The 23,251-nt window shown below is 69.1% G+C and carries 24 protein-coding genes; 17 read left to right on the top strand and 7 right to left on the bottom strand.

Annotated features, from left to right (window positions below; all coding sequences use genetic code 11):
* Window positions 1-125: 125 nt before the first annotated feature.
* Both NX1_RS10170 and NX1_RS10175 read right to left on the bottom strand, forming a co-directional pair.
* Window positions 126-755: a GNAT family N-acetyltransferase gene (locus tag NX1_RS10170; RefSeq protein ID WP_084501296.1), complete on the bottom strand. Its 630-nt coding sequence runs from the start codon at window positions 753-755 to the stop codon at window positions 126-128.
* Window positions 752-1,561, bottom strand: a complete 810-nt coding sequence (locus NX1_RS10175; RefSeq protein ID WP_068057002.1) for a GntR family transcriptional regulator — start codon at window positions 1,559-1,561, stop codon at window positions 752-754. The genes NX1_RS10170 and NX1_RS10175 overlap by 4 nt, the downstream gene beginning before the upstream one ends.
* A gap of 363 nt (window positions 1,562-1,924) precedes the next feature.
* Between NX1_RS10175 and NX1_RS37860 the strand changes: the two genes are divergently transcribed.
* Entirely contained in the window at window positions 1,925-2,236 is a 312-nt protein-coding gene (locus tag NX1_RS37860) for a DUF4254 domain-containing protein (protein WP_245668422.1), read from the top strand.
* A gap of 89 nt (window positions 2,237-2,325) precedes the next feature.
* Here the strand turns inward: NX1_RS37860 and NX1_RS38810 are convergent, their stop codons facing one another.
* Window positions 2,326-3,657, bottom strand: a complete 1,332-nt coding sequence (locus NX1_RS38810; protein WP_444980706.1) for a MinD/ParA family ATP-binding protein — start codon at window positions 3,655-3,657, stop codon at window positions 2,326-2,328.
* Window positions 3,658-6,386: 2,729 nt separating this feature from the next.
* Here NX1_RS38810 and infA point away from each other — a divergent pair.
* The 8 genes from infA to truA all read left to right on the top strand — a co-directional run bounded on the left by infA (window position 6,387) and on the right by truA (window position 11,271).
* Window positions 6,387-6,608 carry a translation initiation factor IF-1 gene (gene infA / locus NX1_RS10190; protein WP_003418601.1) on the top strand — a complete coding sequence of 74 codons (222 nt, stop codon included), beginning with the start codon at window positions 6,387-6,389 and terminating at the stop codon, window positions 6,606-6,608.
* A 149-nt stretch (window positions 6,609-6,757) separates the two neighbouring features.
* A complete protein-coding gene (gene rpmJ / locus NX1_RS10195) occupies window positions 6,758-6,871 on the top strand; it encodes a 50S ribosomal protein L36 (RefSeq protein WP_011207363.1) in 114 nt (37 codons plus the stop codon).
* A gap of 205 nt (window positions 6,872-7,076) precedes the next feature.
* On the top strand, window positions 7,077-7,448 hold the full coding sequence (rpsM, locus tag NX1_RS10200) for a 30S ribosomal protein S13 (RefSeq protein WP_068057004.1): 372 nt from the start codon (window positions 7,077-7,079) through the stop codon (window positions 7,446-7,448).
* A gap of 9 nt (window positions 7,449-7,457) precedes the next feature.
* A complete protein-coding gene (gene rpsK, locus NX1_RS10205; protein ID WP_011207365.1) occupies window positions 7,458-7,871 on the top strand; it encodes a 30S ribosomal protein S11 in 414 nt (137 codons plus the stop codon).
* Window positions 7,872-7,893: 22 nt separating this feature from the next.
* Entirely contained in the window at window positions 7,894-8,499 is a 606-nt protein-coding gene (gene rpsD, locus NX1_RS10210) for a 30S ribosomal protein S4 (RefSeq protein WP_068057005.1), read from the top strand.
* 107 nt (window positions 8,500-8,606) lie between these two features.
* Window positions 8,607-9,665: a DNA-directed RNA polymerase subunit alpha gene (locus NX1_RS10215; RefSeq protein ID WP_067785162.1), complete on the top strand. Its 1,059-nt coding sequence runs from the start codon at window positions 8,607-8,609 to the stop codon at window positions 9,663-9,665.
* 49 nt (window positions 9,666-9,714) lie between these two features.
* On the top strand, window positions 9,715-10,242 hold the full coding sequence (gene rplQ / locus NX1_RS10220) for a 50S ribosomal protein L17 (protein WP_068057006.1): 528 nt from the start codon (window positions 9,715-9,717) through the stop codon (window positions 10,240-10,242).
* 150 nt (window positions 10,243-10,392) lie between these two features.
* Window positions 10,393-11,271 (top strand): tRNA pseudouridine(38-40) synthase TruA, encoded by an 879-nt coding sequence (truA, locus tag NX1_RS10225; RefSeq protein WP_068057157.1) that lies wholly within the window; start codon window positions 10,393-10,395, stop codon window positions 11,269-11,271.
* A 51-nt stretch (window positions 11,272-11,322) separates the two neighbouring features.
* On the opposite strand, the gene NX1_RS10230 is transcribed toward truA, so the two are convergent.
* On the bottom strand, window positions 11,323-11,766 hold the full coding sequence (locus tag NX1_RS10230) for an Hsp20/alpha crystallin family protein (protein ID WP_068057158.1): 444 nt from the start codon (window positions 11,764-11,766) through the stop codon (window positions 11,323-11,325).
* A gap of 172 nt (window positions 11,767-11,938) precedes the next feature.
* On the opposite strand from NX1_RS10230, the gene NX1_RS10235 reads away from it, so the two are divergent.
* The 5 genes from NX1_RS10235 to NX1_RS10255 all read left to right on the top strand — a co-directional run bounded on the left by NX1_RS10235 (window position 11,939) and on the right by NX1_RS10255 (window position 17,362).
* A complete protein-coding gene (locus NX1_RS10235; protein WP_068057008.1) occupies window positions 11,939-12,766 on the top strand; it encodes an LLM class F420-dependent oxidoreductase in 828 nt (275 codons plus the stop codon).
* Between the two features lie 131 nt (window positions 12,767-12,897).
* Window positions 12,898-14,271, top strand: a complete 1,374-nt coding sequence (locus tag NX1_RS10240; RefSeq protein ID WP_068057010.1) for an MFS transporter — start codon at window positions 12,898-12,900, stop codon at window positions 14,269-14,271.
* A gap of 46 nt (window positions 14,272-14,317) precedes the next feature.
* The gene (locus NX1_RS10245) at window positions 14,318-14,977 is read left to right on the top strand and encodes a response regulator transcription factor (RefSeq protein ID WP_068057160.1); all 660 of its coding nucleotides are present in this window, start codon (window positions 14,318-14,320) and stop codon (window positions 14,975-14,977) included.
* Between the two features lie 19 nt (window positions 14,978-14,996).
* Window positions 14,997-16,430 (top strand): sensor histidine kinase, encoded by a 1,434-nt coding sequence (locus tag NX1_RS10250; protein ID WP_068057011.1) that lies wholly within the window; start codon window positions 14,997-14,999, stop codon window positions 16,428-16,430.
* Window positions 16,427-17,362, top strand: a complete 936-nt coding sequence (locus NX1_RS10255; RefSeq protein WP_068057013.1) for a TAXI family TRAP transporter solute-binding subunit — start codon at window positions 16,427-16,429, stop codon at window positions 17,360-17,362. Before NX1_RS10250 ends, NX1_RS10255 begins: the two co-directional genes overlap by 4 nt.
* Before the next feature lie 7 nt (window positions 17,363-17,369).
* On the opposite strand, the gene NX1_RS10260 is transcribed toward NX1_RS10255, so the two are convergent.
* Together NX1_RS10260 and NX1_RS10265 are read right to left on the bottom strand one after the other, a co-directional pair.
* On the bottom strand, window positions 17,370-17,705 hold the full coding sequence (locus tag NX1_RS10260) for a metal-sensitive transcriptional regulator (RefSeq protein ID WP_068057015.1): 336 nt from the start codon (window positions 17,703-17,705) through the stop codon (window positions 17,370-17,372).
* A gap of 79 nt (window positions 17,706-17,784) precedes the next feature.
* The gene (locus NX1_RS10265) at window positions 17,785-18,732 is read right to left on the bottom strand and encodes an EamA family transporter (protein ID WP_169812214.1); all 948 of its coding nucleotides are present in this window, start codon (window positions 18,730-18,732) and stop codon (window positions 17,785-17,787) included.
* 124 nt (window positions 18,733-18,856) lie between these two features.
* On the opposite strand from NX1_RS10265, the gene NX1_RS10270 reads away from it, so the two are divergent.
* The 3 genes from NX1_RS10270 to NX1_RS10280 all read left to right on the top strand — a co-directional run bounded on the left by NX1_RS10270 (window position 18,857) and on the right by NX1_RS10280 (window position 21,576).
* Window positions 18,857-19,666, top strand: coding sequence for an S-methyl-5'-thioadenosine phosphorylase (locus NX1_RS10270; protein ID WP_068057018.1), 810 nt, complete (start codon window positions 18,857-18,859; stop codon window positions 19,664-19,666).
* Between the two features lie 72 nt (window positions 19,667-19,738).
* A complete protein-coding gene (locus tag NX1_RS10275) occupies window positions 19,739-20,770 on the top strand; it encodes an NAD-dependent epimerase/dehydratase family protein (RefSeq protein WP_068057019.1) in 1,032 nt (343 codons plus the stop codon).
* Window positions 20,771-21,015: 245 nt separating this feature from the next.
* Window positions 21,016-21,576 carry an NADPH-dependent FMN reductase gene (locus tag NX1_RS10280; RefSeq protein ID WP_068057021.1) on the top strand — a complete coding sequence of 187 codons (561 nt, stop codon included), beginning with the start codon at window positions 21,016-21,018 and terminating at the stop codon, window positions 21,574-21,576.
* A gap of 9 nt (window positions 21,577-21,585) precedes the next feature.
* On the opposite strand, the gene eccE is transcribed toward NX1_RS10280, so the two are convergent.
* Window positions 21,586-23,235 carry a type VII secretion protein EccE gene (eccE, locus tag NX1_RS10285; RefSeq protein ID WP_068057023.1) on the bottom strand — a complete coding sequence of 550 codons (1,650 nt, stop codon included), beginning with the start codon at window positions 23,233-23,235 and terminating at the stop codon, window positions 21,586-21,588.
* Between the last annotated feature and the right edge of the window lie 16 nt (window positions 23,236-23,251).

Genomic DNA, 23,251 nt, shown 5'->3' on the forward strand with positions numbered 1-23,251 from the left:
CGGCCATGCGCGGAGTAAGGGCGGACTCCGTCCGGCTCTGTGGCTTTGTGCGTACTCCGCCTTCGCTCCGGCCGTGCGCGGATTGAGGGCGGAGTACGTCCGGTTCCGTCGCCGGCGCTGCCTGGTCAGTTCGGCAGCGCCGGGGGAGCGAGGATGGTGTCCGTCGGCGGGTCCAGCCGGGGCGCCGCCGACGGAAGACCCGTGGTGGGGACGGCGAGCGTCTGCTCGAAATCCCAGCTGTCGGTGCGTCGTTCGAAAAGCGCGCGGGACGGTCCGCGCGCGACCGGCCCCGCGATACGCGCCATACGGAAGCCCGCCCTGCGGTAGTAGTCGTGCAAGTCGGCGTTGGTGGTCCAGGCGTCGAGACGGACCCAGTCGCGGTCGCGCTCCTTGGCGAGCTGCCCGGCCTGCGCGAGCAGGCGATGGCCGAGACGCTGTCCGGCGAAACGCAGGTCGACGATCATGAAGTGCACGACCATCGCGTCGGCGAGCTCCCACTCCGACCACAGTCCGGGGTCGGCGCGGTCGTTGACGGTGATGGTGCCCGCCGGTTCGCCGTCCACCTCGGCGATCCAGGTCTCGCCCGCGTCGAGTGAGCGGCCGACGGCGCGGGCGAATATCTCGATGGGCAGGCCGCGGCCTGCGACTGTCCACTGGTCGGAGCCGCGGGCGGTGAGCCATGCGGTGCGCTGAACGCGCAGGCGGCAGATCAAGCCGAGATCGCCGAGGGTGGCCTCGCGGAAAACGGTAGTCATAGCAAAGAAATACCTGGCCTATGCGACTCGCCCAATATCTGCCGGATCACGGCGGTGCCCTCGGCGTCGCCGAGTTCGTAGGCCAGGCGGTTGCGCGTGGCGATGGAACGCTGCCGCGTGGCCCGGGTGATCCGGCTGTGGTCCGCCCCGATTCGCAGATGGTCGAGCAGGATCGTTCCGGTCGCGACGCCGAGCACGATCGCCTCCTCGGCGCTGGCGGGTCGCGCGACCAGCGTGTCGCGGTGGGCGGTCTCGGGATAGCCGCGGTCGGCCATCCGGCGGGTGGTGCCCTCGGGGATGTCGTGCGGCGAATCGATGCCGGTCGCCTCGGCCAGGTCGCGCGGATAGAAACTGACCTCCCACGACCACGGTTCGTTGTCCAGGTACTGCACGACGGTGCGGGCGAGCACCCAGGTGTCCTCCGCCACGCCGAGCCACTGCGCCACCTGGGCCGTCGCGGGTTCCATCCGCGCGCTGAACTCCTTGGCGGGCGCGCGATTCGCGGCGCGGGCGGTCTCCTCGAAGATGTCGTGCGGCGACTTGGGTCGGTCGGGGCGGATGTGATCGGTCATCACCGACTCGAGCACTTCCTGGTTTCGGACGATGGTCCCGCGGGAAGTAGCTGTATAGACGAGATTTTCGGCAACGAGAACCTGAATCGCGTTGCGAGCCGTTGTGATCGAAACCTGCATCTGCTCGGCCAGTTCGGTGTGACTCGGAAGTCGATCGCCCGGATGCCATTTGCCTGCGCGGATCTCCTCGCGGAGGAGGTCTGCGATCCGGTGATACGTCGGACCGTCCGCCATCTTGCTCCTCGGTTGGTCGTGCAGGTAACGAAGTGTACTCTTCGTGACTCCCTACGGCCCGGTAACGCTTGACAGGTGCCTTCAGAGGTTTATTGTAATGAACGTCCTGATCCGGTGTTGTGCGGCGATGAACGGCGAGGCAACGTGGCAGGTTCGGATTCATCAACGATTGTGATGGCAGTTCCCGACACATCCCGGTGTGTCGATTCGGCAGTGCAGTCCGTGTCTACCGGGCTACTGCCCACTTCGGATCTACTTGTTCGGGCGTGTCGCGGGCATCGGGTCGTAGGTGGCCCCCTGCTCTGGTTCGCTCGTGATCTGGCGGTATTGCACGAGCGGCGACTCGTCGGTCGTGGTGGTTCGGTGAACACCGATCCCACTCATATTCTCGAAAACGAACGGCGCCGAAGCGAATTGGTCATGGCCATCGACGACTGGGTGACGCGCAGCGTCCCCCAGCATCGGCTCGGCGCTACTTTGCACACCGAGACTGTCGGCGCGGTGATCGATCGGCTCGCGGAGTCCTCGGTGCGTGCGCACCACGCACTGATGACGCTCGACGCGCACGACGAGCTACTGCACTGCGCCTGGCACCACCTCGCCGAATTGGCGGACGCCTACGACGACCTGGTCCGCGACGTGCTCGCGGGGCGGAGGCGGCTGCCCGAGTGGTGAGGTGGTTCGTTCGGTCGGGTGTCGTCACCCCCTCCTCGGCACCCGACCGGCGAACCTCTTCGGCGCGCAGTATCTATCGAACCAGGCGTTCAGGCGTGGAAGCGGCGATGGTCGACGGCGAATTCGTCCGCGACGGTCGCGGCGAGTTCCACGTAGGCCCGCTTGGCTTGCTTGCTGAGCCGGTGCAGATCGATCTCGGCGCCCTCGGAGAGGTGCGAGTCGTACGGGATGATGTGCACCGCGCGGCAGCGGGACAGGAAGTACTCGCGCAGCTGCTGCACGCCGACATTCGGTGAACCTTCGCGCGGCAGGTTGATCACCACGACCGCGTTGCGCACCAGGTGATCGTGACCGTGCAAGGACAACCAGTCCAGCGTCGCCGCGGCACTGCGGGCGCCGTCGATCGCGGCCGAGGAAATCAGCACCAGCGAATGCGCCAGGTCCAGGACGCCTGCCATCGCCGAGTGCATAAGACCGGTGCCGCAGTCGGTGAGGATGATGTTGTAGTAGCGCTGCAGGATGCGAGCGACTGCCCGGTATTCCTCGTCGTTGAACGCCTCCGACGCCGCCGGATCTCGTTCGCTGGCAAGCACTTCGAGTCGACTGGTGGCCTGCGAGGTGTGCCTGCGCACATCCGAGTAGCGCCCGATCGACGGATCGAGCAGCAGGTCGCGCACCGTCGACCGGGTCTGCAGCGGCACGCGCTGGGAGAGCGTGCCGAAGTCAGGGTTCGCGTCGACCGCGATCACCCGGTCGCCGCGAATGGACGCGAAGATCGAGCCGAGACCCATGGTGGTGGTCGTCTTCCCGACGCCGCCCTTCAGCGAGAGCACCGCGATGCGGTAGTCGCCGCGGACCGGCTGCCTGATCCTGGCCACGAGTTCCTGGAGCCGTAGCTCCTCGGCCGACATACCGGGATTGATCGCGCCGCCGGACATGTGGTGCACGGCCTTGCGCCAACCACTGCCAGGCGCTTTCTTGGCGCGGCGCAAGGGAACATCGTCCAGGGAGGGCTGACCCGGCTGGGACGGGCGCGGACCGCCGTATTGCGGCTGCTGGCCCCAACTTTCACCGGTCGGTCCGTGCTGCGGCCGACCCCAGCTCTCGCCCGTCGGCCCCTGCGGGGGCGCGGGAGGTTGCGTGCCTTGGTTCCACGCGGGCGGTGCGGGCGGCTGCTGATCGGCAGCCGGAGGCGCGACGAAGCCGGGTGCGTTGTTGTTGGCGGGCTGCACCGGTTCCGGCCCGGACTGTGTCGGATAACCCGGTTCGCCGGGCCGCCTATCGCCGGGGATGTGGTAGGCGTCGGGGCCGGGCGCCGGAGCGTAACCACCCTGGCGCTGGTCGGCATAGCCGTAACCGGGCTGCGGGGCGTTCTCCTGAAGCGGTGGCTGAGCGCCGTATCCCGCCTGCGCCCATGGCATTTCGCCGCCGGGAGCTTGGCTTCCCTGCTGTGCGAACACGCCGGGGTCCCGGCGCACCTGGCCGGGAGCGGGCTGATCGCTGACCGGGGCACGGTGTCCGCCTCGAGCCGGACCCGGTGCGCCCCATTGACGCTCGCTCGGTTCGGGCTCGCCTGGCAGTCGATGCCTGCCGCCACGTGCGGACTCGGCGTCCTCGGCCGTACCCGTCGTGCCGGCAGGGTTGCGGGTGAACTCGTCGCCTTGGCCTCGACCGACCGCAGCTGGTCCGTACACGGATTCGTCAGGGCGCGGGGGAATTCCGCCTTCACGCCGCTCGTCCGGCCGAGTGGAGGAGACCGGAGCCGCCTCGTCGCCGACCGGCCGCGACACGGAGTTCGGACGCTCGGCGATCTTCGCTGGATCGGCGGCAGCGGACGTGCCACCCGCGCGCGCGGCGGGCGAGAACGCGCCCGGTCGAGCGATGTCGCTCGCGGACGGCGGTGTCTGCGGCGCAGTCGGCGAAGGTACCTGCGGCCCCGACTGTTCGACGGGTTCCGCGGGTGGCGGAGGGAGTTCAGGGCGGGTTTCCGGCCGGCGCTGTTCGGGGCCGCCCAGCCAGGAGGGTGGAGCGTCGTCGCTCGACGGCGTCGACCCAGCGTGTGTGCGTAGCGGGGGTCCTTGCTCGGGCGGTGCGGCCGCGGCAGGTCCCGACGACGCGGCCGCGCTCGGGCCCGCGAGCCACGGTGGGGCGGCGTCGAATTCGGTCGCCGCACGGTCCGCGTCGGCCGAGGCGTTGCCCTCGGTGGACGCGGCGGGTGTGCGGTCCTGGCCCGTCGAAGCGGAACCCGTGTTCGTCCGAGCGGGAACGTGATCCACCGCCGGCGGAGGCGTGACCGATTCTCCGGCCGGAATGCGTTGCGCGGCAGGTGAATCGGCGACGTGGTTCTCCGTCGCCCGGTTCGTGACGCTGTGCTCGGCTCGCGGATCGGCGGCGTTGTTCTCCATCGGCCGGTCGGTGACGCCGTGTCCGGCCTGCGGATCGGCGGCGTGGTCGACGGTCGTCCGGGCGGCGCTCTCCTCGGCAGCCGGGGACGGGCGGACGTCGCTCGGCGGCGGTGGCGGCAGGTCGGGAAGCTGACGCTGGTAGCGCGTGGTCGCCTCGTTCGACGGAGGCGGCTCGGGGGCCGGTGCAGTCGGCTCGGGCGGCTCGGGAGTCGGCGCGGGCGCGCGCTGTCCGAGCGGTTGGAAGGCCTCGGAAGGCTCGCTCGGCTGCCTGGTGGGCAAGCCCGGATGCCCACCCCGCCCTTGCGGTGCGGACGATCTCGGGTCGTCGGGGTGCGGTTGCCCGCCCCACGCCTCGCCCGGCCGCTGCCCGGCTTGGCTCGATCCGTCGATCGGCGGCTGACCGGTGCCAATCGGCTGCTGAGGCTGGGGTCCCGGCCCGCCCATCGGCTGGTACCCGGGCGCGCCGGTCTGCTGGATGGCAGGGATGCCGTGCTGTTGCGGCATTCGACCCGGCCCGCCGAACGGCTCCGGCGCGGCACCCCACTGCGGTCCGCCGTCACCGATCGGCGGCTGCCCAGACGCGCTGCTCCACTGCTGCTGGCTCGGTCCGCCTATCTGGTCGGGACGTGCCTGACCGGGGCCGCCGATCGGCTGGCCTGGTCCGCCGGTCTGTTGCTGGCTCGGTCCGCCGATGTGGTCGGGAGGTGCCTGACCGGGGCCGCCGATCGGCTGGCCCGGCCCGCCGGTCTGTTGCTGGCTCGGTCCGCCGATGTGGTCGGGAGGTGCCTGCTCAGGACCGAGGGTCGGCTGCCCTGGTCCGCCGAACTGCTGCGGCGGCGTAGGGCCCCGTCCTCCGGTCGGCTGCGGCGCTTGCTCGTGGGCGTCGAACCGCGGCGGGGCCGCGTGCTCCGGCCCGCTCATCGGCTGCTGCGGAACCGGACCTTCGTTCTGCGGCTGCCGGGGATCGCCGGGCCGACCGGCATTCGCGTCGGGACCGGACGACCAACCGGACTGCGGCTGTCCCCAGGAGTCGGCGGGCGGCTCTTGGCGACGCTGCTCCGCGGCCGGTGGCGCGGTCTGCGGTTCCTCGACCGGCTCGTCCTTGTCGCGGCCGAGCCACCTGCGCTTCTTGTCCTTGCGGCCGGAAGCCTGATTCGCGTCGCCGCGACCGTCGGGCGCCTGGGACTTGCGGCGTTTTTTGCGGTCGGGTGCGTCGTCGATGAGCTCGTCGTGCGGAAGATTCTCTACCGGTGCCTCGTAACCCCCGGTCACCTCGCTGTCGGACAGCCACGGCGGCAGCATCGGGAGGTCGTTGTTACGACTCACGCATCGCCTCGCTGTCCCGCGGCTTCCGTCGTACGCTCGGCGTCGCTCGTGCCCGAGATGACCCGCCCGCGACGCTCGTGCTCGGCCCTGTCGTGGCCGAGGGGCGCGGTGCCGACAGCTGGCCCGGTACGCTGGCTCACGGCATCCCCCTAAGTCTGCTCGACCGTTTCCTGGACCCGGTCAGTTTACGTGACGCGCCCCACCCGGCGTGGCGCAGGGAGCCGCCGCGCTGCGACTTCGCGGCAGGGCGTTTTTGCCGGATCGGATGCCTCCCGGTAAGCTGGAGCGGCGGTGCACCTATGCGCCGCCTGTTTGCATGCCGCCGGTCCGGATGACGCCGCCCGGTACATACAAGCAGACACCAGGCAATCACACCAGGTTCGAGCGGCAACGCTCGGTGAACCGGGATCGCGGAGGACATGGCGAAGAAAGACGGGGCCATCGAGGTCGAGGGTCGAGTTGTCGAGCCGCTGCCCAATGCGATGTTCCGTATCGAGCTCGAGAACGGGCACAAGGTTCTCGCGCACATCAGCGGAAAGATGCGGCAGCACTACATTCGCATCCTTCCCGAGGACCGGGTCGTCGTCGAGCTTTCACCCTACGACCTGTCCCGCGGCCGCATCGTATACCGCTATAAGTGAATCGAGTCGGCGAGCTTGCGTAACGCGCTCGCCCGAGTCGACTCATGTGGCCACCGTCCGCGAGGACGGCACAACAAAGACTTCCCCAGTCGCCGACTGGGGAAAAACTGTGTTCACACCTCTGTGAACCACAACGAGATTGGACGGACGTGAAGGTTCAGCCGAGCGTCAAGAAGATCTGCGAGAAGTGCAAGGTGATCCGCCGCCACGGCCGGGTCATGGTGATCTGCGACAACCTGCGCCACAAGCAGCGCCAGGGCTGATCAAGGGCTCACCGCCAAGCACCGAACGCGGTTCGGATTGGCACAAAGAAGAACTCCCAGCTCCAGCCGCACGCTGTGGAAATCCGGGCTTTCGAGAGAAGGACCGGGGCGTGCAGGCCAACCACCGGCACGGAGGCCGGTGCCCCACCCAAGACGGGGGAACGGACAGGGAGCAGACCTCCGCAACGATTAAGGAAACTGCCACATGGCACGTCTCATGGGCGTCGACCTCCCGCGCGAAAAGCGCATGGAGATCGCGCTGACCTACATTTTCGGCATCGGCCGTACCCGCTCCAAGGAGATCCTCGAGGCCACCGGCGTCAGCGCCGACCTGCGTTCGAAGGACCTCAGCGACGACGACCTGACCAAGCTCCGCGACTACATCGAGGCCTCGGAGTTCAAGGTCGAGGGTGACCTGCGCCGCGAGGTGCAGGCCGACATCCGCCGCAAGATCGAGATCGGCTGCTACCAGGGCCTGCGCCACCGTCGTGGCCTGCCCGTGCGTGGCCAGCGGACCAAGACCAACGCGCGCACCCGCAAGGGCCCGAAGCGCACCGTCGCAGGCAAGAAGAAGTAAGGGACACGGATGCCTCCTAAGAGCAGGGCCTCCGGCCCCAAGAAGACCCAGAAGTCGCGCCGCAGGGACAAGAAGAACGTTCCGCACGGCAACGCGCACATCAAGAGCACGTTCAACAACACGATCGTGTCCATCACCGACCCGAACGGCAACGTCATCTCCTGGGCGTCGTCGGGTCACGTCGGCTTCAAGGGTTCGCGTAAGTCGACCCCGTTCGCCGCTCAGCTGGCCGCCGAGAACGCGGCCCGCAAGGCGCAGGAGCACGGCGTCAAGAAGGTCGACGTGTTCGTCAAGGGCCCGGGTTCGGGCCGCGAGACCGCGATCCGCTCGCTGCAGGCCGCGGGCCTCGAGGTGGGCACGATCTCCGATGTCACCCCGCAGCCGCACAACGGCTGCCGTCCGCCCAAGCGGCGTCGCGTCTAGCGGGAAAGGAAGGTAGAGCGAAATGGCCCGTTACACCGGACCCATCACCCGCAAGTCGCGTCGTCTGCGCGTCGACCTCGTCGGCGGCGACCAGGCGTTCGAGCGTCGCCCCTACCCGCCCGGCCAGCACGGCCGCGCGCGGATCAAGGAGAGCGAATACCTGCTCCAGCTGCAGGAGAAGCAGAAGGCTCGCTTCTCCTACGGCGTCATGGAGAAGCAGTTCCGCCGGTACTACGAAGAGGCCAACCGCCTCAAGGGCAAGACCGGTGACAACCTGCTCCGTCTCCTGGAGCTGCGTCTGGACAACGTCGTGTACCGCGCCGGTCTGGCGCGCACCCGCCGCCAGGCCCGTCAGCTGGTCAGCCACGGCCACTTCCTGGTCAACGGCGTCAAGGTGGACGTGCCCAGCTACAAGGTGAGCCAGTACGACATCATCGACGTCAAGGACAAGTCGCTGCCGACCCTGCCTTTCCAGGTCGCGCGCGAGACCGTCGGCGACCGCCCGGTTCCTGGCTGGCTGCAGGTGATCCCGGGCCGTCTGCGGATCCTGGTCCACCAGGAGCCGGAGCGCGCCCAGATCGATGTGCCGCTGCAGGAACAGCTGATCGTCGAGTACTACTCGAAGTAATCAGCGAATGCCGCTGGTGCTCGATCGTCCGGTTCGCCCGGCGGTCGAGCACAACCCCTTAAAACGAGGCGTCAAATAGCGGGCGCCCTAAAAGGAGGATGATCCTCATGCTGATTTCCCAGCGTCCGACCCTGACCGAAGAGGTCGTCGCCGAGAACCGCTCGAAGTTCACCATCGAACCCCTCGAGCCGGGCTTCGGCTACACCCTCGGCAACTCGCTGCGGCGTACCCTGCTGTCCTCGATCCCGGGGGCCGCGGTCACGAGCATCCGCATCGACGGCGTTCTGCACGAGTTCACCACCGTTCCCGGCGTGAAGGAAGATGTCACCGACATCATCCTGAACCTCAAGGGTCTGGTCGTGTCCTCGGAGGAGGACGAGCCGGTGACGATGTACGTGCGCAAGCAGGGCCCCGGCACCGTCACCGCCGGTGACATCGTGCCGCCCGCCGGCGTCGTCGTGCACAACCCGGACATGCACATCGCCACCCTGAACGACAAGGGCAAGCTCGAGATCGAGCTCGTCGTCGAGCGCGGTCGCGGTTACGTCCCGGCGGTGCAGAACAAGGCGTCCGGTGCGGAAATCGGCCGGATCCCGGTGGATTCGATCTACTCCCCGGTGCTCAAGGTGACCTACAAGGTCGAGGCCACCCGTGTCGAGCAGCGCACCGACTTCGACCGGCTCATCCTGGACGTGGAGACCAAGAACTCCATCAGCGCGCGGGACGCGCTCGCTTCGGCGGGCAAGACCCTGGTCGAGCTGTTCGGCCTGGCTCGCGAGCTGAACGTCGAAGCCGAAGGCATCGAGATCGGCCCGTCGCCGGCCGAGGCGGATCACATCGCCTCGTTCGGTCTGCCGATCGAGGACCTGGACCTCACCGTCCGGTCCTACAACTGCCTCAAGCGCGAGGGTGTGCACACGGTGGGCGAGCTGGTCGCCCGCACCGAGTCGGATCTGCTGGACATCCGCAACTTCGGCCAGAAGTCCATCGACGAGGTGAAGGTCAAGCTGCACGCGCTGGGCCTCTCGCTGAAGGACAGCCCGGCGTCGTTCGACCCGTCCTCCGTGGTGGGTTACGACGCGAGCACCGGCACGTGGAGCGACAGCGGCACGTTCAGTGACACCGATGGCGGCGAGCAGGACTACGCCGAGACCGAACAGCTCTAGGCCGCTGGGGTAGGCGCCCCGGCCCGGCCGCATACAAGGAGAATCAACAATGCCTAAGCCCAAGAAGGGTGCCCGCTTCGGCGGGTCGGCGTCGCACCAGAAGGCGATTTTCGCCAATCTGGCCACGGCGCTCTTCGAGCACGGCCGGATCACCACCACCGAGGCCAAGGCCAAGGCCGTGCGTCCCTACGCGGAGAAGCTCATCACCAAGGCGAAGGGCGGCACCCTTGCCGACCGTCGCGAGGTGCTGAAGGTGATCCGCAACAAGGACGTCGTCCACTCGCTCTTCGCGGAGATCGGACCGTCGTTCGATGGCCGCGAGGGTGGCTACACCCGCATCACCAAGACGCTGCCGCGTAAGGGTGACAACGCGCCGATGGCGATCATCGAGCTGGTCCGGGAGAAGACCGTGACCAACGAGGCCGATCGCGCCCGTCGCGTCGCCGCCTCCAAGAAGGCCGAGGAGCAGGCTCCCGAGGTCGTCGAGGAGCAGGCCGACGAGGCTGTCGCCGAGGCCGAAACTCCGGCTGCCGAGGAGAAGGCCGACGAGTCCGCCGAGGACAAGAAGGACGCCTGACCTGGGTCGGGTTTTCTCGAATGAGCCCGCCGCCCCTGTGGGTGGCGGGCTCATTCGCGTTGTGATCGGCCCGAACCGAACGGCCGACCGTGCTGACTCCGCGGGCTTGTTCGCGTTCGACGAGGAGTCGTTGTGACAGTGGAGGATTCGATGGAGACGGCGAGTTCGCAGCCCGAGCCCGCGCCGACGCAGACGGTCGCGGCGCCGCCCGCCGTGCGGGTGCGCCTCGACATCTCCTACGACGGAACGGATTTCATCGGCTGGGCGCGCCAGCCGGGGTTGCGGACCGTGCAGGGCATCTTGGAGGAGTCGCTGAGCAAGGTGTTCCGTGAGCCGATCCAGTTGACCGTCGCCGGCCGCACCGATGCCGGGGTGCACGCCGAGGGGCAGGTCGCGCACTTCGACACCACCGCCGAGTTCGACGGTGACAAGCTCGTTCACCGAATGGCTCGGTTCCTCCCGAAAGACGTGCGTATCAAGGCGGCTCGGGTCGCGCCGCCGGAGTTCGACGCGCGCTTCTCGGCGATTCGCCGCCACTACGTCTACCGGCTCACCACCGCGCCGTACGGTGCGGAGCCGCTGAGCGCCCGCAGCGTCGTGCCGTGCCGCCCCGGCGTCGATCTGGAGGCGATGCGGACGGCGTCCCGAAGCCTGTTGGGGTTGCACGATTTCGCGGCGTTCTGCCGCCGCAGGGAGGGCGCGACCACGGTCCGCGAGTTGCAGCGCTTCGACTGGGAGCGCGAGGGGGATTCGCTCATCGCGTCCGTCAGCGCCGACGCGTTCTGCTGGTCGATGGTGCGCAGCCTGGTCGGCGCGGTGCTCGCCGTGGGCGAGGGCAGGCGCACCGCGGAGTGGATCGCAGGTCTGCTGGCGGAGACCGAGCGTTCGAGTGCGGTAACCGTCGCCCCGGCCCACGGACTGAGCCTCGTCGCGGTCGACTATCCGGCCGACGCGGACCTAGCGGCACGCAATGCCGAGACCAGGGAGATGCGGGTCGTGCCGGACCGAGGGTGCTGCGGCGGAGACTGATAGGGGACCGGTACCGCGGCCGGTCTCAGCGAACCGCGGTACCGGAGTGGTTCAGTCGCCGGTGCTCGCTTCGATGGTCTTCGGCCCCGAGTGGCCGGAGATCTCGATGCGGCGCGGCTTGGCCCTTTCGGCGACGGGGATGGTCACCGAGAGGACGCCGTTGTTGTAGGTGGCGCTGATCTTTTCGGTGTCGACGTTGTCGCCGAGGGACAGCTGGCGCATGTAGGTTCCCGCGAAGCGTTCCGAGGCGATCCACTGGACGCCTTCGTCGCTGGGCAAGCTGCGCTGGGCGCGCAGCGTCAGTGTGCCGTTGTCGACGCTCACGTCGACCGAGCCGGGATCCACGCCGGGCAGATCGGCATTGAGCACGTAGTGGTCGCCCGCCTTGAACAGATCCATCGGCATGAAGCGCGGTGCGCGTGCCGACCCGACGTTTTCGCCGAGCAGCTGCCGGGCGACGGTGTCGATGTCATGGAATGGATCGAATCGCAGCACAGCAATCACCTCCATCTCAGTCCGTCGGCGACCGCCACGGCGGCGGAAGCCGGAAGCTGTGCACCATCTAAGTTAGCACTCTCGTGCCCTGAGTGCTAATACTTCGGGGGGAGTGGGGCCACGGTTTCGCGGCGTGGAATAGGAACGGGGACAGCCGAGGTTCGTTTCCGACATGACAAGCGATGGGCTCGGACGATTCGGTGTATGGCGCGGCTACCAGGGGGTGACGCCGGAGGAGGCGCGTGAGCTGGAGCAGCTCGGCTACGGAACGGTGTGGCTCGGCAGCTCCCCGCCCGCGGAGCTGCCCGTCGTGGAATCGCTTCTCGCCGCGACGGATTCGCTCACGGTGGCGACCAGCATCGTGAACATCTGGTCCGCCTCGGCGAAGATCGTGGCCGATTCGTTCCATCGCGTCGAGGAGCGCTTCCCCGGTCGCTTCCTGCTCGGTATCGGCGCCGGCCACCCGGAATTCAACGGCCCTTACCGCAAGCCCTACGACGCGCTGGTCGAATACCTCGACGAACTGGACGAGGCCGGGGTGCCGAAGCAGCGCCGGGCCCTCGCCGCGCTCGGCCCGCGGGTGCTGGAGCTGGCGCGCGATCGGACCGCGGGCGCGCTGCCGTACCTGGTGACCCCCGAGCACACCCGCCGCGCTCGTGCGGTGCTCGGCGCCGACGCACTGCTGGCCACCGAGCAGAAGCTCGTCATCGACGAAGATCCGGAGCGGGCTCGCGAAGTCGGCCGCACCATCGTGCCCATGTACCTCGGACTGGGCAACTACGTCGCGAACCTGCGCAGGCTCGGTTTCGACGACGTCGACGTCACCGCCCCCGGCAGCGACCGGCTGGTCGACCAGCTCGCCGTGCACGGCAGCGCGGAACGGGTGGCCGAACAGCTGCGCGCCCATCTCGACGCGGGCGCCGACCACGTCGCCCTGCAAGCGCTCGGGTCTGACTACCTCGGAACGCTGCGCGCTCTGGCGCCCTTGCTGCGCTCCTGACCTGCGCAAGCGTGCGGCGGCGATCGTACTAAGAGACAGTTAGGAAACCTGCCGCACGCTTCCGAATCCCTTGTGACTGCCGACACACTCTCTTTCGGCTGACGCGAAGAAGCGTCGAAGGAGGAGATTCGGTGACTACGACACAGTCCGGTGGTGAACGCCGCGTCGTCGCGAACGTGCTGCGCGGATCGATCGGCAACCTGGTCGAGTGGTACGACTGGTACGTGTACGCGGCGTTCAGCGTGTACTTCGCGAAAGCGTTCTTCCCCGAAGGGGATTCGACCGCCCAGCTGCTGTCCACCGCGGCCGTGTTCGCGGTCGGGTTCCTGATGCGCCCGCTCGGCGGCTGGGCGCTGGGTCGTTACGCGGACCGGTTCGGCAGGCGCGCCGCCCTGACGCTGTCGGTGACGGTGATGGCGGCCGGTTCGCTGCTCATCGCGATCACGCCGAGCTACCACACCATCGGTATCGCCGCGCCGGTGCTGTTGCTGCTGGCGCGACTGTTGCAAGGTCTCTCGGTCGGCGGCGAGTACGCCACCAGTGCGACGTACCTGTCCGAGGTCGCTTCGGCGGGCCGTCGTGGGTTCTATTCGAGCTTCCAGTACGTGACCCTGGTCGCCGGTCAGCTCACCGCGCTCGGCGTGCAGATCGTGCTGCAGCAGGTGCTCACCTCCGCGCAGATGCATTCCTGGGGTTGGCGAATCCCGTTCCTGATCGGCGCTACCGGCGCGATCGTCGTCATGCTGCTGCGGCGCGGGATGGACGAGTCCGCGTCGTTCGAGGCGGAGACCTCCGGGGCGAAGGAGCCAAGCGGGTCCTCGCGCGGTTCGCTGCGGGTGCTGCTGAAGTACCCGAGGGAGTGCCTGCTCGTCGTCGGCCTGACCTTGGGCGGCACGGTGGCGTTCTACACCTACACCACCTACATGCAGAAGTTCATGATCAACACCTCCGGCATCTCCAAGGGCACGGTGGCCTGGATCAACTTCGCCGCGCTGCTGGTGTTCGTCGTATTGCAGCCGCTGGCGGGCGGCCTCTCCGACAAGATCGGCCGACGCAAGCTGCTGATCTTCTTCGGCGTGAGCGGCACCGTGCTCACCGTGCCGATCATGACCGTGCTCGCGCACACCTCGAACCCGATCGCGGCATGGGGTCTGATGATGGTCGCCCTGCTGATCATCACCGGCTACACCTCGATCAACGCGATCGTGAAGGCGGAACTCTTCCCGACCAAGATCCGGGCGCTCGGCGTCGGCCTGCCTTACGCGCTGACCGTCGCGATCTTCGGCGGCACCGCGGAGATGATCGCGCTCGCACTGAAGAAGGCGGGCATGGAGTCGGTGTACTTCTACTACGTGGCGGGCTGCATCGCGCTCTCGCTGGTCACCTACTACTTCATGCGGGAGACCTCGGCGGAGTCCACCATCGACGCCGACGACGAGGAGCGCGCCGCCACGGTGAGCGCCGGAACCGGTGACGACCGCCCCATGGCCGCCGTGCGTGGCTGAGCGGCTCGTGTCCGCGCCGATCCCGCCCATGTGGCAGGATCGGCGCGTGCGGCTTGCGGTGGTCGAAGATGACGACGGCGTGGGCGACGCGCTCGTCGAAGCGCTCAATGCCCGCGGTTACTCCGCCGAGCGCAAGCGCCGCGGCAGCGAATTGCTGCTCGACCACCGCGGCTACGACGCCGTCATCCTCGATCTCGGTCTGCCCGACGGCGACGGCTTGCAGGTGCTGCGGCAGCTGCGCGAGATCAGTTCGGTGCCCGTGCTGATCCTGACAGCGCGTAGCGACGAACGCTCCATCGTGCGCGGATTGCGCGGCGGCGCCGACGATTACCTGGTGAAGCCGCCGCGGATCGCGGAATTGATGGCGCGGCTGGAGACCGTGATGCGCCGGGCGGCCGCGGTCGCTCATTCCGAGCGCACCGAGGTGATCACCGGCGACGTGCGGGTCGATCTGGCGGCCAGGGTCGTCGAGGTCGGCGGCGTGCCGATCGCGCTGACGCAGAAGGAATTCGAGCTGGTCGAGGCGCTCGTGGAACGGCCGGGCGCGGCGGTGAGCCGCCAGCAGCTGATGGACCGGATCTGGGGCGACGCGTTCGTCGCGGTGTCGCGTTCGCTGGACGTGCACATGACCGGTCTGCGAGCCAAGCTGAACCGACCCGGACTGATTACCACGATCCGCGGCTATGGATATCGGTGGGGTCAGTGAACGTGGAGGTCGAAACGTCATGCGGCGCAGACTGCTTGCCGCGCTGACGGTGTTCGCGGCGATCGCCGTTCTCGCGTTCGCGGTGCCGCTCTCGCTGACCTACGCCACCAGCCGGACCCAAGAGTTGGTGCTCGGCCGGTCCGGTGACGCGGATCGGTTCGCCACGCTTGCCGACGCGGTGGCGCTCGAGGGCAACGACGCCGCGCTGGCCGAGGAGGTCGCGCGCTACCACGAGCTGTACGGCGAGAACGTGCTCGTGGTCGACGCACGCGGGGCGACCGCGGTCAACGCGGGCGTCGACATCATCGAGCCCGCCGTCGTCGCGGCCGTCGCCGACGCGCGGCGCAATCAGCGACCGCATCCGATCGACCGGCTCATGCCGTGGAGCGGTCCGACGATGCTCGTCGCGCGACCGGTCGGGACCGGGGTGCAGGTCAACGGCGCCGTCGTCATCGAGGCGTCCACCTGGCAGGCGCGGCACGACATCACCCGCGCGTGGCTGATCATCGGCGTCGGCGGCGTGGGGGCCATGGTGCTCTTCACGCTGCTCGCGCTGACGCTGAGCCGCTGGGTACTGCGCCCGCTCGCGGCACTCTCGCGGGCCGTCGCCGAGTTGACCGCGACGCTGCCGAAGGCGCGGTCCGCGCCGCAGGCCGCCGACGACGCACCGCCGGCATCGATCGCGCGCCACTATGGCGGACCTCCCGAAATGCGCGCTGTCGCGGAATCTTTCGACGCCATGGCGCTGGCGGTGGCGGACTCGACGGAGGCACAGCGCCAGCTGGTCGCCGACACCGCACACGCGATGCGCAATCCGCTGGCCGCCCTCACCATCCGGTTGGATTCGCTGGAGTACGCGATTCCGCAGACCGCCGCCGACACCTTCCGCGGCGCGAGCGCGGAGGTGGAGCGGCTGACCACATTGCTCGACGGTCTGCTCACCCTCGCGGTCGCGGAGACGCCGGATGCGTTCGCGACAACGGCGGCCACGGCGGAACATCATTGCGACGCGGGCCAAGTCGTCGCGGATCGCATCGACGCCTGGCATTCCGCGTTCGCCGCCGCAGGGCAGTCGCTGCGCGCCGAACAACCGGGGCGACCGGCCGAGGTCGCGGTAACCGCGGATGTGCTCGCCCAGATTCTCGATGTCCCGCTGAGCAATTCCAACCGTTACGCCGGATCCGGCGCGCACACCGTGGTGTCCGTCGGGATCGAGCCGGAGTGGGTCACGGTGACGGTGCGCGACGACGGCCGCGGCGTGCCCGCCGACGAGATCCACAAGCTCACCACGCGGTTCTTCCGCGGTTCTTCCGCGCAGGCAGGCGGTTCCGGCCTCGGCCTGCCGATCGCCGCCGCGCTGGCCCAGGCGCGCGGCGGCGCGCTCTCGGTGTCCGCGGTGGCTCCGCGCGGGCTCGCGATCACCGTCCGTCTTCCCGCGGTGGTGGTGTCGTGACGGGTCGGCTGGACCGGCGAAAGTTCTTGGCGCTCGCGGCCATCGGCGCCGCTGGCATCGCGGGCGCGGCGGGCGTCGCCGGTTGCGGAAGCGGCAACGATCCGGTGGTCCGGTTGGCCTCGGGTGAGGTCGGCGGCTTCTATCACGCGTTCGCGCGCCTGCTCGCCGCCGCGGCCGCCGACGCCGGAACGGTGCGGATAGAGCCGATCACCACTTCCGGATCGCAGGACAATCTCGCCATGCTGGCCAGGGGCGAGGCGGAAGTCGGTCTGGCGCTGGCGGATTCGAGCAGGGATGCGCCGGGCGGCGTCGTCGCGCTCGGCCGGGTCTACGAGAACTATCTCCAGCTCGCCGTGCGGGCGGACAGCGGGGTCCGCCGGGCGGCCGAATTGCGGGGAAAGCGGGTGAATCTGGGCGCTCAGGGTTCCGGCGCGGCGCTGACGGGGGAGCGGATCCTGCTCGCCGCGGGGCTGGACCCGGCGACCGATGTCATCGTGGAACATCGCCCGCTGCGCGACGCCGCGGCAGCCGTGCGCTCCGGTGCGGTCGACGCGCTGCTGTGGGCCGGCGGCGTGCCGACCGCCGCGCTCGAGGTGCCGCTGCGGATGCGCTTGGTGGATCTCGGCGAGCTGGCCGTCCCGCTGCGTCAGCGCTACGGGCACATCTACGACCGCGTCGAGATCCCGGGCAACGCCTATCCGGGAGCCTCCTCGATCCAGACCATCGGTGTGGCGAACCTGCTGCTCGCGGCTCCCGCGTTGGCGGACGAGGCCGCCGCCGCGATCGTCGATCTGCTCGCCGGTCATCCGGACGCGCTGGTCCCGGCGGAGGCCGCGGGCACCCAATTCCTGGACGCGCGTTCGTTGATCGGCACCGGTCCGATCCCGCTGCACCCCGGCGCGGCCGCGGCCTATCGGCGACGCCACGGATGAGTGTCGATCAGGAGCGCACCAGGCGGGCGATCGCGTCGGTGGCTTCCTTGATCTTGGCCTCGGCCTCGGGACCGCCCGCGACGGCGGCGTCCACCACGCAGTGACTGATGTGGTCCTCCAGCAGGCCCATCGCCACCGCCTGCAACGCCTTCGTCATCGCGGAGACCTGGGTGAGGATATCGATGCAGTACTTCTCTTCTTCGACCATCCGCTGCAACCCGCGGGCCTGCCCCTCGATGCGGCGCAGGCGCTTGAGGTAGTCGTCCTTGGCGGTGATGTAGCCGTGTGCCGAGTGGTCGTGGCCCGGCTGGTCCTGGGTGGTCTTCGTGTCCGGGGTGGTCACCGACTGTCTCCTTGCTGCCTGCCGGAAGATTCGATCATCGATTAATACCCCCCTAGGGTACAGTTGTTCCGGCGTGTTGTCAGGTCAGCGCGCGGCCGGGCTCGGGCTGCGTCCGCCGTGTCACGCGCTGATCGGCACCGTACCTGGCCAGCGCGATTCCGCCTATTACGAGCACCGCGCCGGACATTTGGACCGGCGTGACCGCCTCGCCGAGCAGCAGCCAGGAGAGCGCGACCGCGAACAGCACCTCGCTCAACAGGATCAGCGACATGAGCGTGGCCCCGATGCGCGCCGCGCCCGCCACGCCGCAGAGGTAAGCCACGACGGTGCTGAGCAAGATCAGCAACGCCAGGGCCGCCCAGGCCGGGAGGCGACGCTCGCCCATGGCGGCGGTGGCGCTGCCGATGTGGAACGGCAGCACGGTGAGTGCGCCGAGTACCCAGCTGGTCACCGCGGCCACGGTCAAGCCGGCGCCCAGTAGCACCACCGGGCGCAAGCTGTCCGAGGTGCGCGCGGAGAGCAGGAAGAACGCGGCGTTGCACAGCATCGACAGCGCCGCCCAACCCAAGCCGGGGAGACTCAGCCCGCCCGCGCCGAGGACGTCGATCACCAGCGCGGCCCCGGCGAGCGCCACGATCGCGCCGAGCAGGGTGGCGGTGGACGGCCTGCGTCCACGCACTGCCCAATCCCAGCCGATCACGGCGATCGGCGCGAGGAACTGGATCATCAGCGACACCCCGACCTGGAGATACTCCAGCGACAGGAGGAACGTCGCCTGCACGCCCGCCACCGCGATCACGCCGAACGCGCCGATGGTGCGCAGATGCCGCACGCTGCCACGCAGGCCATCGGGTTCGACTGACGCGGCGAGCACGAGCATGACCGCCGCCGCCCCGGTCAGCCGCACGGCCAGCACCGCGCCGGGCGACCACTCCGCGACGAGCACGGATTTCGCGAGCGGTCCTGAACTGGCGAACGCCAGACCGCTTGCCACGGTGAGCCAAACGCCCGCGCGCGACACTGCCACCTCCAGTTGGAACCGATGAATCGTCCCATCATTGCCCATACGACCGAGTGGTCTCGCTCACGGATCGGTTCCCGGGCCGGTACCGGTTGCGCGGGAGGGGCGGACGGACGGAAGAATCGAGCGCATGAGTTCGCTTCCCCGGCCCGCCCTCGCCGTCATCGGCGGCAGTGGTTTTTACGATTTCTTCGACAACGACGCCACCCAGGTCGACGTCGACACCCCGTACGGCAAGCCGAGCGCCCCGATCGCGGTGGGCGAGGTCGAGGGGCGGCCGGTGGCGTTCGTGCCGCGGCACGGCAAGCAGCACGAATACGCCCCGCACACGCTGCCGTACCAGGCCAACATGTGGGCGCTGCGGTCGCTCGGTGTGCGCCGGATCCTCGCGCCGTGCGCGGTGGGCAGCCTGCGCGCCGACTGGGGACCGGGCACCGTCGCGGTGCCGGACCAGCTGGTCGACCGCACCTCGGGCCGTCCGCAGACCTACTTCGACGGCGGCGGCGTGCACGTCTCCTTCGCCGATCCGTACTGCGAGGAACTGCGCACCGCGGTGGCGAAGTCCGAGGTGGAGGCGCTGTCGCTGAAGGCGGGCGGCACCATGGTCGTGGTGCAGGGGCCGCGCTTCTCCACCCGTGCCGAGAGCCGCTGGTTCGCCGGTCAGGGCTGGGACCTGGTGAACATGACCGGTCACCCGGAGGCCGTACTCGCCCGTGAGCTGGAGATGTGCTATGCCGCGGTCGCTCTGGTGACCGACCTGGACGCGGGTCTGGAGGAGGGCGACGGGGTGCACGCCATCGACGTCTTCGCCGAGTTCAAGCGCAACCTGGCCCCGTTCAAGGAGCTCATCCGGGCCTCGGTGGCGGCGATCGACGAAACGGACACCTGCGATCGGTGCCGTGTCCATACCGGCGTGTCGCTGCCTTTCGCACTACCGTAACCGCATGGGACGGTGCGACGTTCGTGCCGCCATCGGCTCGGAGTCGGCCGTGGGCGGCGGGGTGTGGCTGCGATGAAAGTACTGCTCACCGGAGCCGCCGGATTCCTCGGATCACACGTGCGCGGTGCGCTGACGGCCGCCGGGCACGAGGTGATCGCGCTCGACCTGATGCTCGGCGATGTGCACGGGCTCGACGCGCAACCGCCAGAAGGCGTCGCCAGGGTGGACGTCAGAGACGCCGACGGGCTCGCGCCGCTACTGCGCGGCGCGGAAGTGGTCTGCCACCTCGCGGCCGTCACCGCGCCGAGCGCGGAATCGGACTCCGGCATCGCCGCGTTCGCCGCGCACAACGACCACGGCACAGCGGTGCTGCTCGCCGCCATGAGCCAGGTGGGCGTCCGGCGGCTGGTGCTGGCGTCTTCCGTCGCCGTGTACGGCGAAGGCCGCTACCGCAGCGTGCGCGGCGGGCCGTTCTTTCCCGGCCTGCGCTCGCGCGCCGACTTGGATCGCGGCATGTTCGACCACCGCGCGCCGCGTACCGGCGAGGTGCTCACCTGGGAAGCGGTCGGCGAGGACGCGCCGCTGCGACCGCGCGGCTTCTACGCCGCGAGCAAGGCGGCCCAAGAGCAGTACGCGCTGGCCTGGGGCCTGAGCACCGGGGCGGCGGTGACCGTGTTGCGCTATCACAACGTGTACGGCGAGGGCGCGCGCTCGGGTCTTGCCACCCGGTTCCGTGAGGAACTGCTCGCGGGTCAGGCGCCGCGGGTGTTCGAGGACGGCGGGCAGGTTCGGGATTTCCTGCACGTCCGCGATGCCGCCGACGCCACCTGTGCCGCGATCGAACGACAGCTGCCGGGCTTCGTGCCGCTCAACATCGCCTCCGGCCACCCGATCACGCTGTGGGAGGTGGCGTCCATCATGGCCAAGGCCCGCGGCGGGCCGTCGCCGATCGTGACCGGTCAATACCGGATCGGCGACGTGCGCCACTTCGTCGCCGATCCCGAACGGGCCAGGCACGCACTGGATTTCAGCGCACAGGTAGTTCCGGTCGACGGACTCGCCGAATTCGCCCGGAGCGCAACGGAAGTCGCCGCCGCAGGCTGACATGCGCGATCGCGGCGGCGCGTGCCGGCTGTCAGGAAGATGCCGTCCGGAAGGCGTCGGCATGCGCTTGCGCCCATTGCCGGAAGGTGCGCGGAGGCCGACCGGTCACCTCGCGCACCGTCGGGTGGATCTCGGATTCGTCCAGCGTGCCACGCGGGGGCGCCGGAATCTCGCGCTGGGCGTAACTCCGCTTGTCACGCGGCCGTTCGGGGACTGCTTCCCGCAGCGTCTTCTATGCTCGCCGGATGGACACCCCGCTGCGGCTCGAGGTCATCGTGGCAAGCGTGCGCCCGGAGCGGTTCGCTCCGGTGGTCGCCGACTGGTTCCTGCGCGTCGTCCGGGCGCGGCCCGAATTCGACACCGGCGTCATCGATCTCATCGATACGCCGCTGCCGACGGACCTCACTGACACGCCCGAGGCACGGGCCTATCGGGAAAGGCTGGCCGCCGCGGACGCGTTCGTCGCGATCACCTCCGAGTACAACCACGGCTACCCTGCTTCCCTCAAAACCGCCTTCGACACCGCCAAGCACGAGTGGCGCGCCAAGCCCATCGGCTTCGTCTCCTACGGCGGACTTTCCGGTGGTCTGCGCGCGGTGGAACAGCTCCGCCAGGTGGTCGCCGAGATCCACATGGTCTCGATACGGGAGACCGTCAGCATTCACCAGGCCAAGCGGCAGTTCGATGCCACCGGCACGCCGACCGACGGCGCGGCGATCGACGCGAGCGAACGCCTGCTCCGCCAATTGCACTGGTGGGCACGGCATTTGCGGACGGCACGGGCGGCCGATCGCTACCCGGGCTGACGTCCCTGGTCAGTGCGCAGCGTTCGCGACGGGCCGACGCCCGCGCGGATGCCCGATGTAGGTGGCCTCGCGCGGAATCGAGACGAGGGTGAGGTCCACCTGCGCGGTCCCGGTACGCAGCACCACGCGGTTACCGATCGCGCCCGGCTGGTGGATGGACAGGTCGGGCCGCGTCGCGGGCCAGCCCATCGGGTCGCCGGTCACGTAGATCGTCGTGACACCGGCGTGCGGCGCGGGCGCGAGCACACCGTCCACCACGGTCGCGGTGAAACCCGCGTCGGACTGGTGCGTTTCGACGGCGATGGCGAGGCGTTCCGGATTGCCGATGGTCTGCACCAGGTTCTCCCACGCGTGCGCGCGGTCGGTGCGGATCAGGATGCGCTCGCCGACGGCCAGCGCGCGGAACACCAACTGCTGCGCCAGGTAGAGCTCACCGGCCACGTACACCGTCGAGATGCCGGTGCCGATGATTCGGACGGCCACACCCTGGTTGTTCTCGTCGGAGCCGATGAGCTGACCGCATCCGGAGGATGGCAGGTGCAGCGCGCCGATGACGTCGATCGGGTACTCGGTCATCGGCACGGTGTCGTCGAGTCCGGGGACGGCCAAAGGCAAGTGCGCGAGCAGGCTGTCGCGGTGGCGTCCGTTCATCGACACCATGCCTTTGAGCTTGCCGTTCTCCGGCAGTTCGCGAGCGGTCAGCCGCCAGGCCGCGCCGATGCTCACCGATTCGGCGGAGCTGCCCGGCCGCAGCCGCACGGTGACGGTGGTGCCGCGCGAGGGCGCGACCCACAACTGCGCCAGCAGATCCGAGCCGAGTTGCTTGGGATCGACCGCGCTGCCGATGTTGACGGCGTTGCCGATCTCGGCGTAGCGCCAGCGGTGGGTCAGGGTGCGCGGGTCGAAGCCCGCGGTGATCTGCAGGACCGCCTTGCGGATCTCGGGTGCGGTGAGGATGCGCGCGCTGCAATCGGCGTCCTCGAGCGCGCGCATGATGCGTTGCGTCGCAATGGTTACCGCGCGCGAGGCGCCTTCGCTGCCGCCGCCGCGGCGCGCCGCGGCCTCCGGGCATGCGATCGCGTCGAAGCCGATCGCCAGCCAGACGGCGCGGTGCGCGGTGGCGGGCAGCGGGCCGAGCAGCGATTCGTAGATCTTGCCCGCCGGGGTGCCCGCGCGGCTGCGGTGACCGTGGCTGATGATGTCGATGCCGCTGAGCAGGATGTCGTGCTGGTTGAGGCAGGCGGCGAGTTCCGGCAGCGGTAGCAGGTGCGAGGCGTGCACGGTGCTGCTGGAGATGCGGGTCAGCCCGCCCTTGGGCGGCAGCACCTCGACCACGGTCACCACGCGGGTGCCGTCCCAGTACAGGCCGAGCGAGCGATCGTCCGGACCGCGGAAGTCGACGGTGTCGCCGATCTCGTAGTCGCGGTGGGTGACATAGCGCCACCAGGTCGCGATCCAGTCCAGCACGGTGCGTTTCGCGATCGGGATCAGCGGCAGCAGGCCGACGACAAGGGCGACGCCGAGTGCGATCCACCCGCCGAGCCCGGCCACCAGTGCGATCACCGCCGCGATCAAGCCGATCACCTGTGCGATCAACAGATTCGACAGCGAGATGCGACCAAGCAGCGGGCGCGGTCCCACCCCTGTGGCTTCGGCCATCAGCGTCCCCCAAAGT

Origin of the sequence: Nocardia xishanensis NBRC 101358 (assembly GCF_001613365.1) — a bacterium.
GTDB classification, from domain to species: Bacteria; Actinomycetota; Actinomycetes; order Mycobacteriales; family Mycobacteriaceae; genus Nocardia; species Nocardia xishanensis.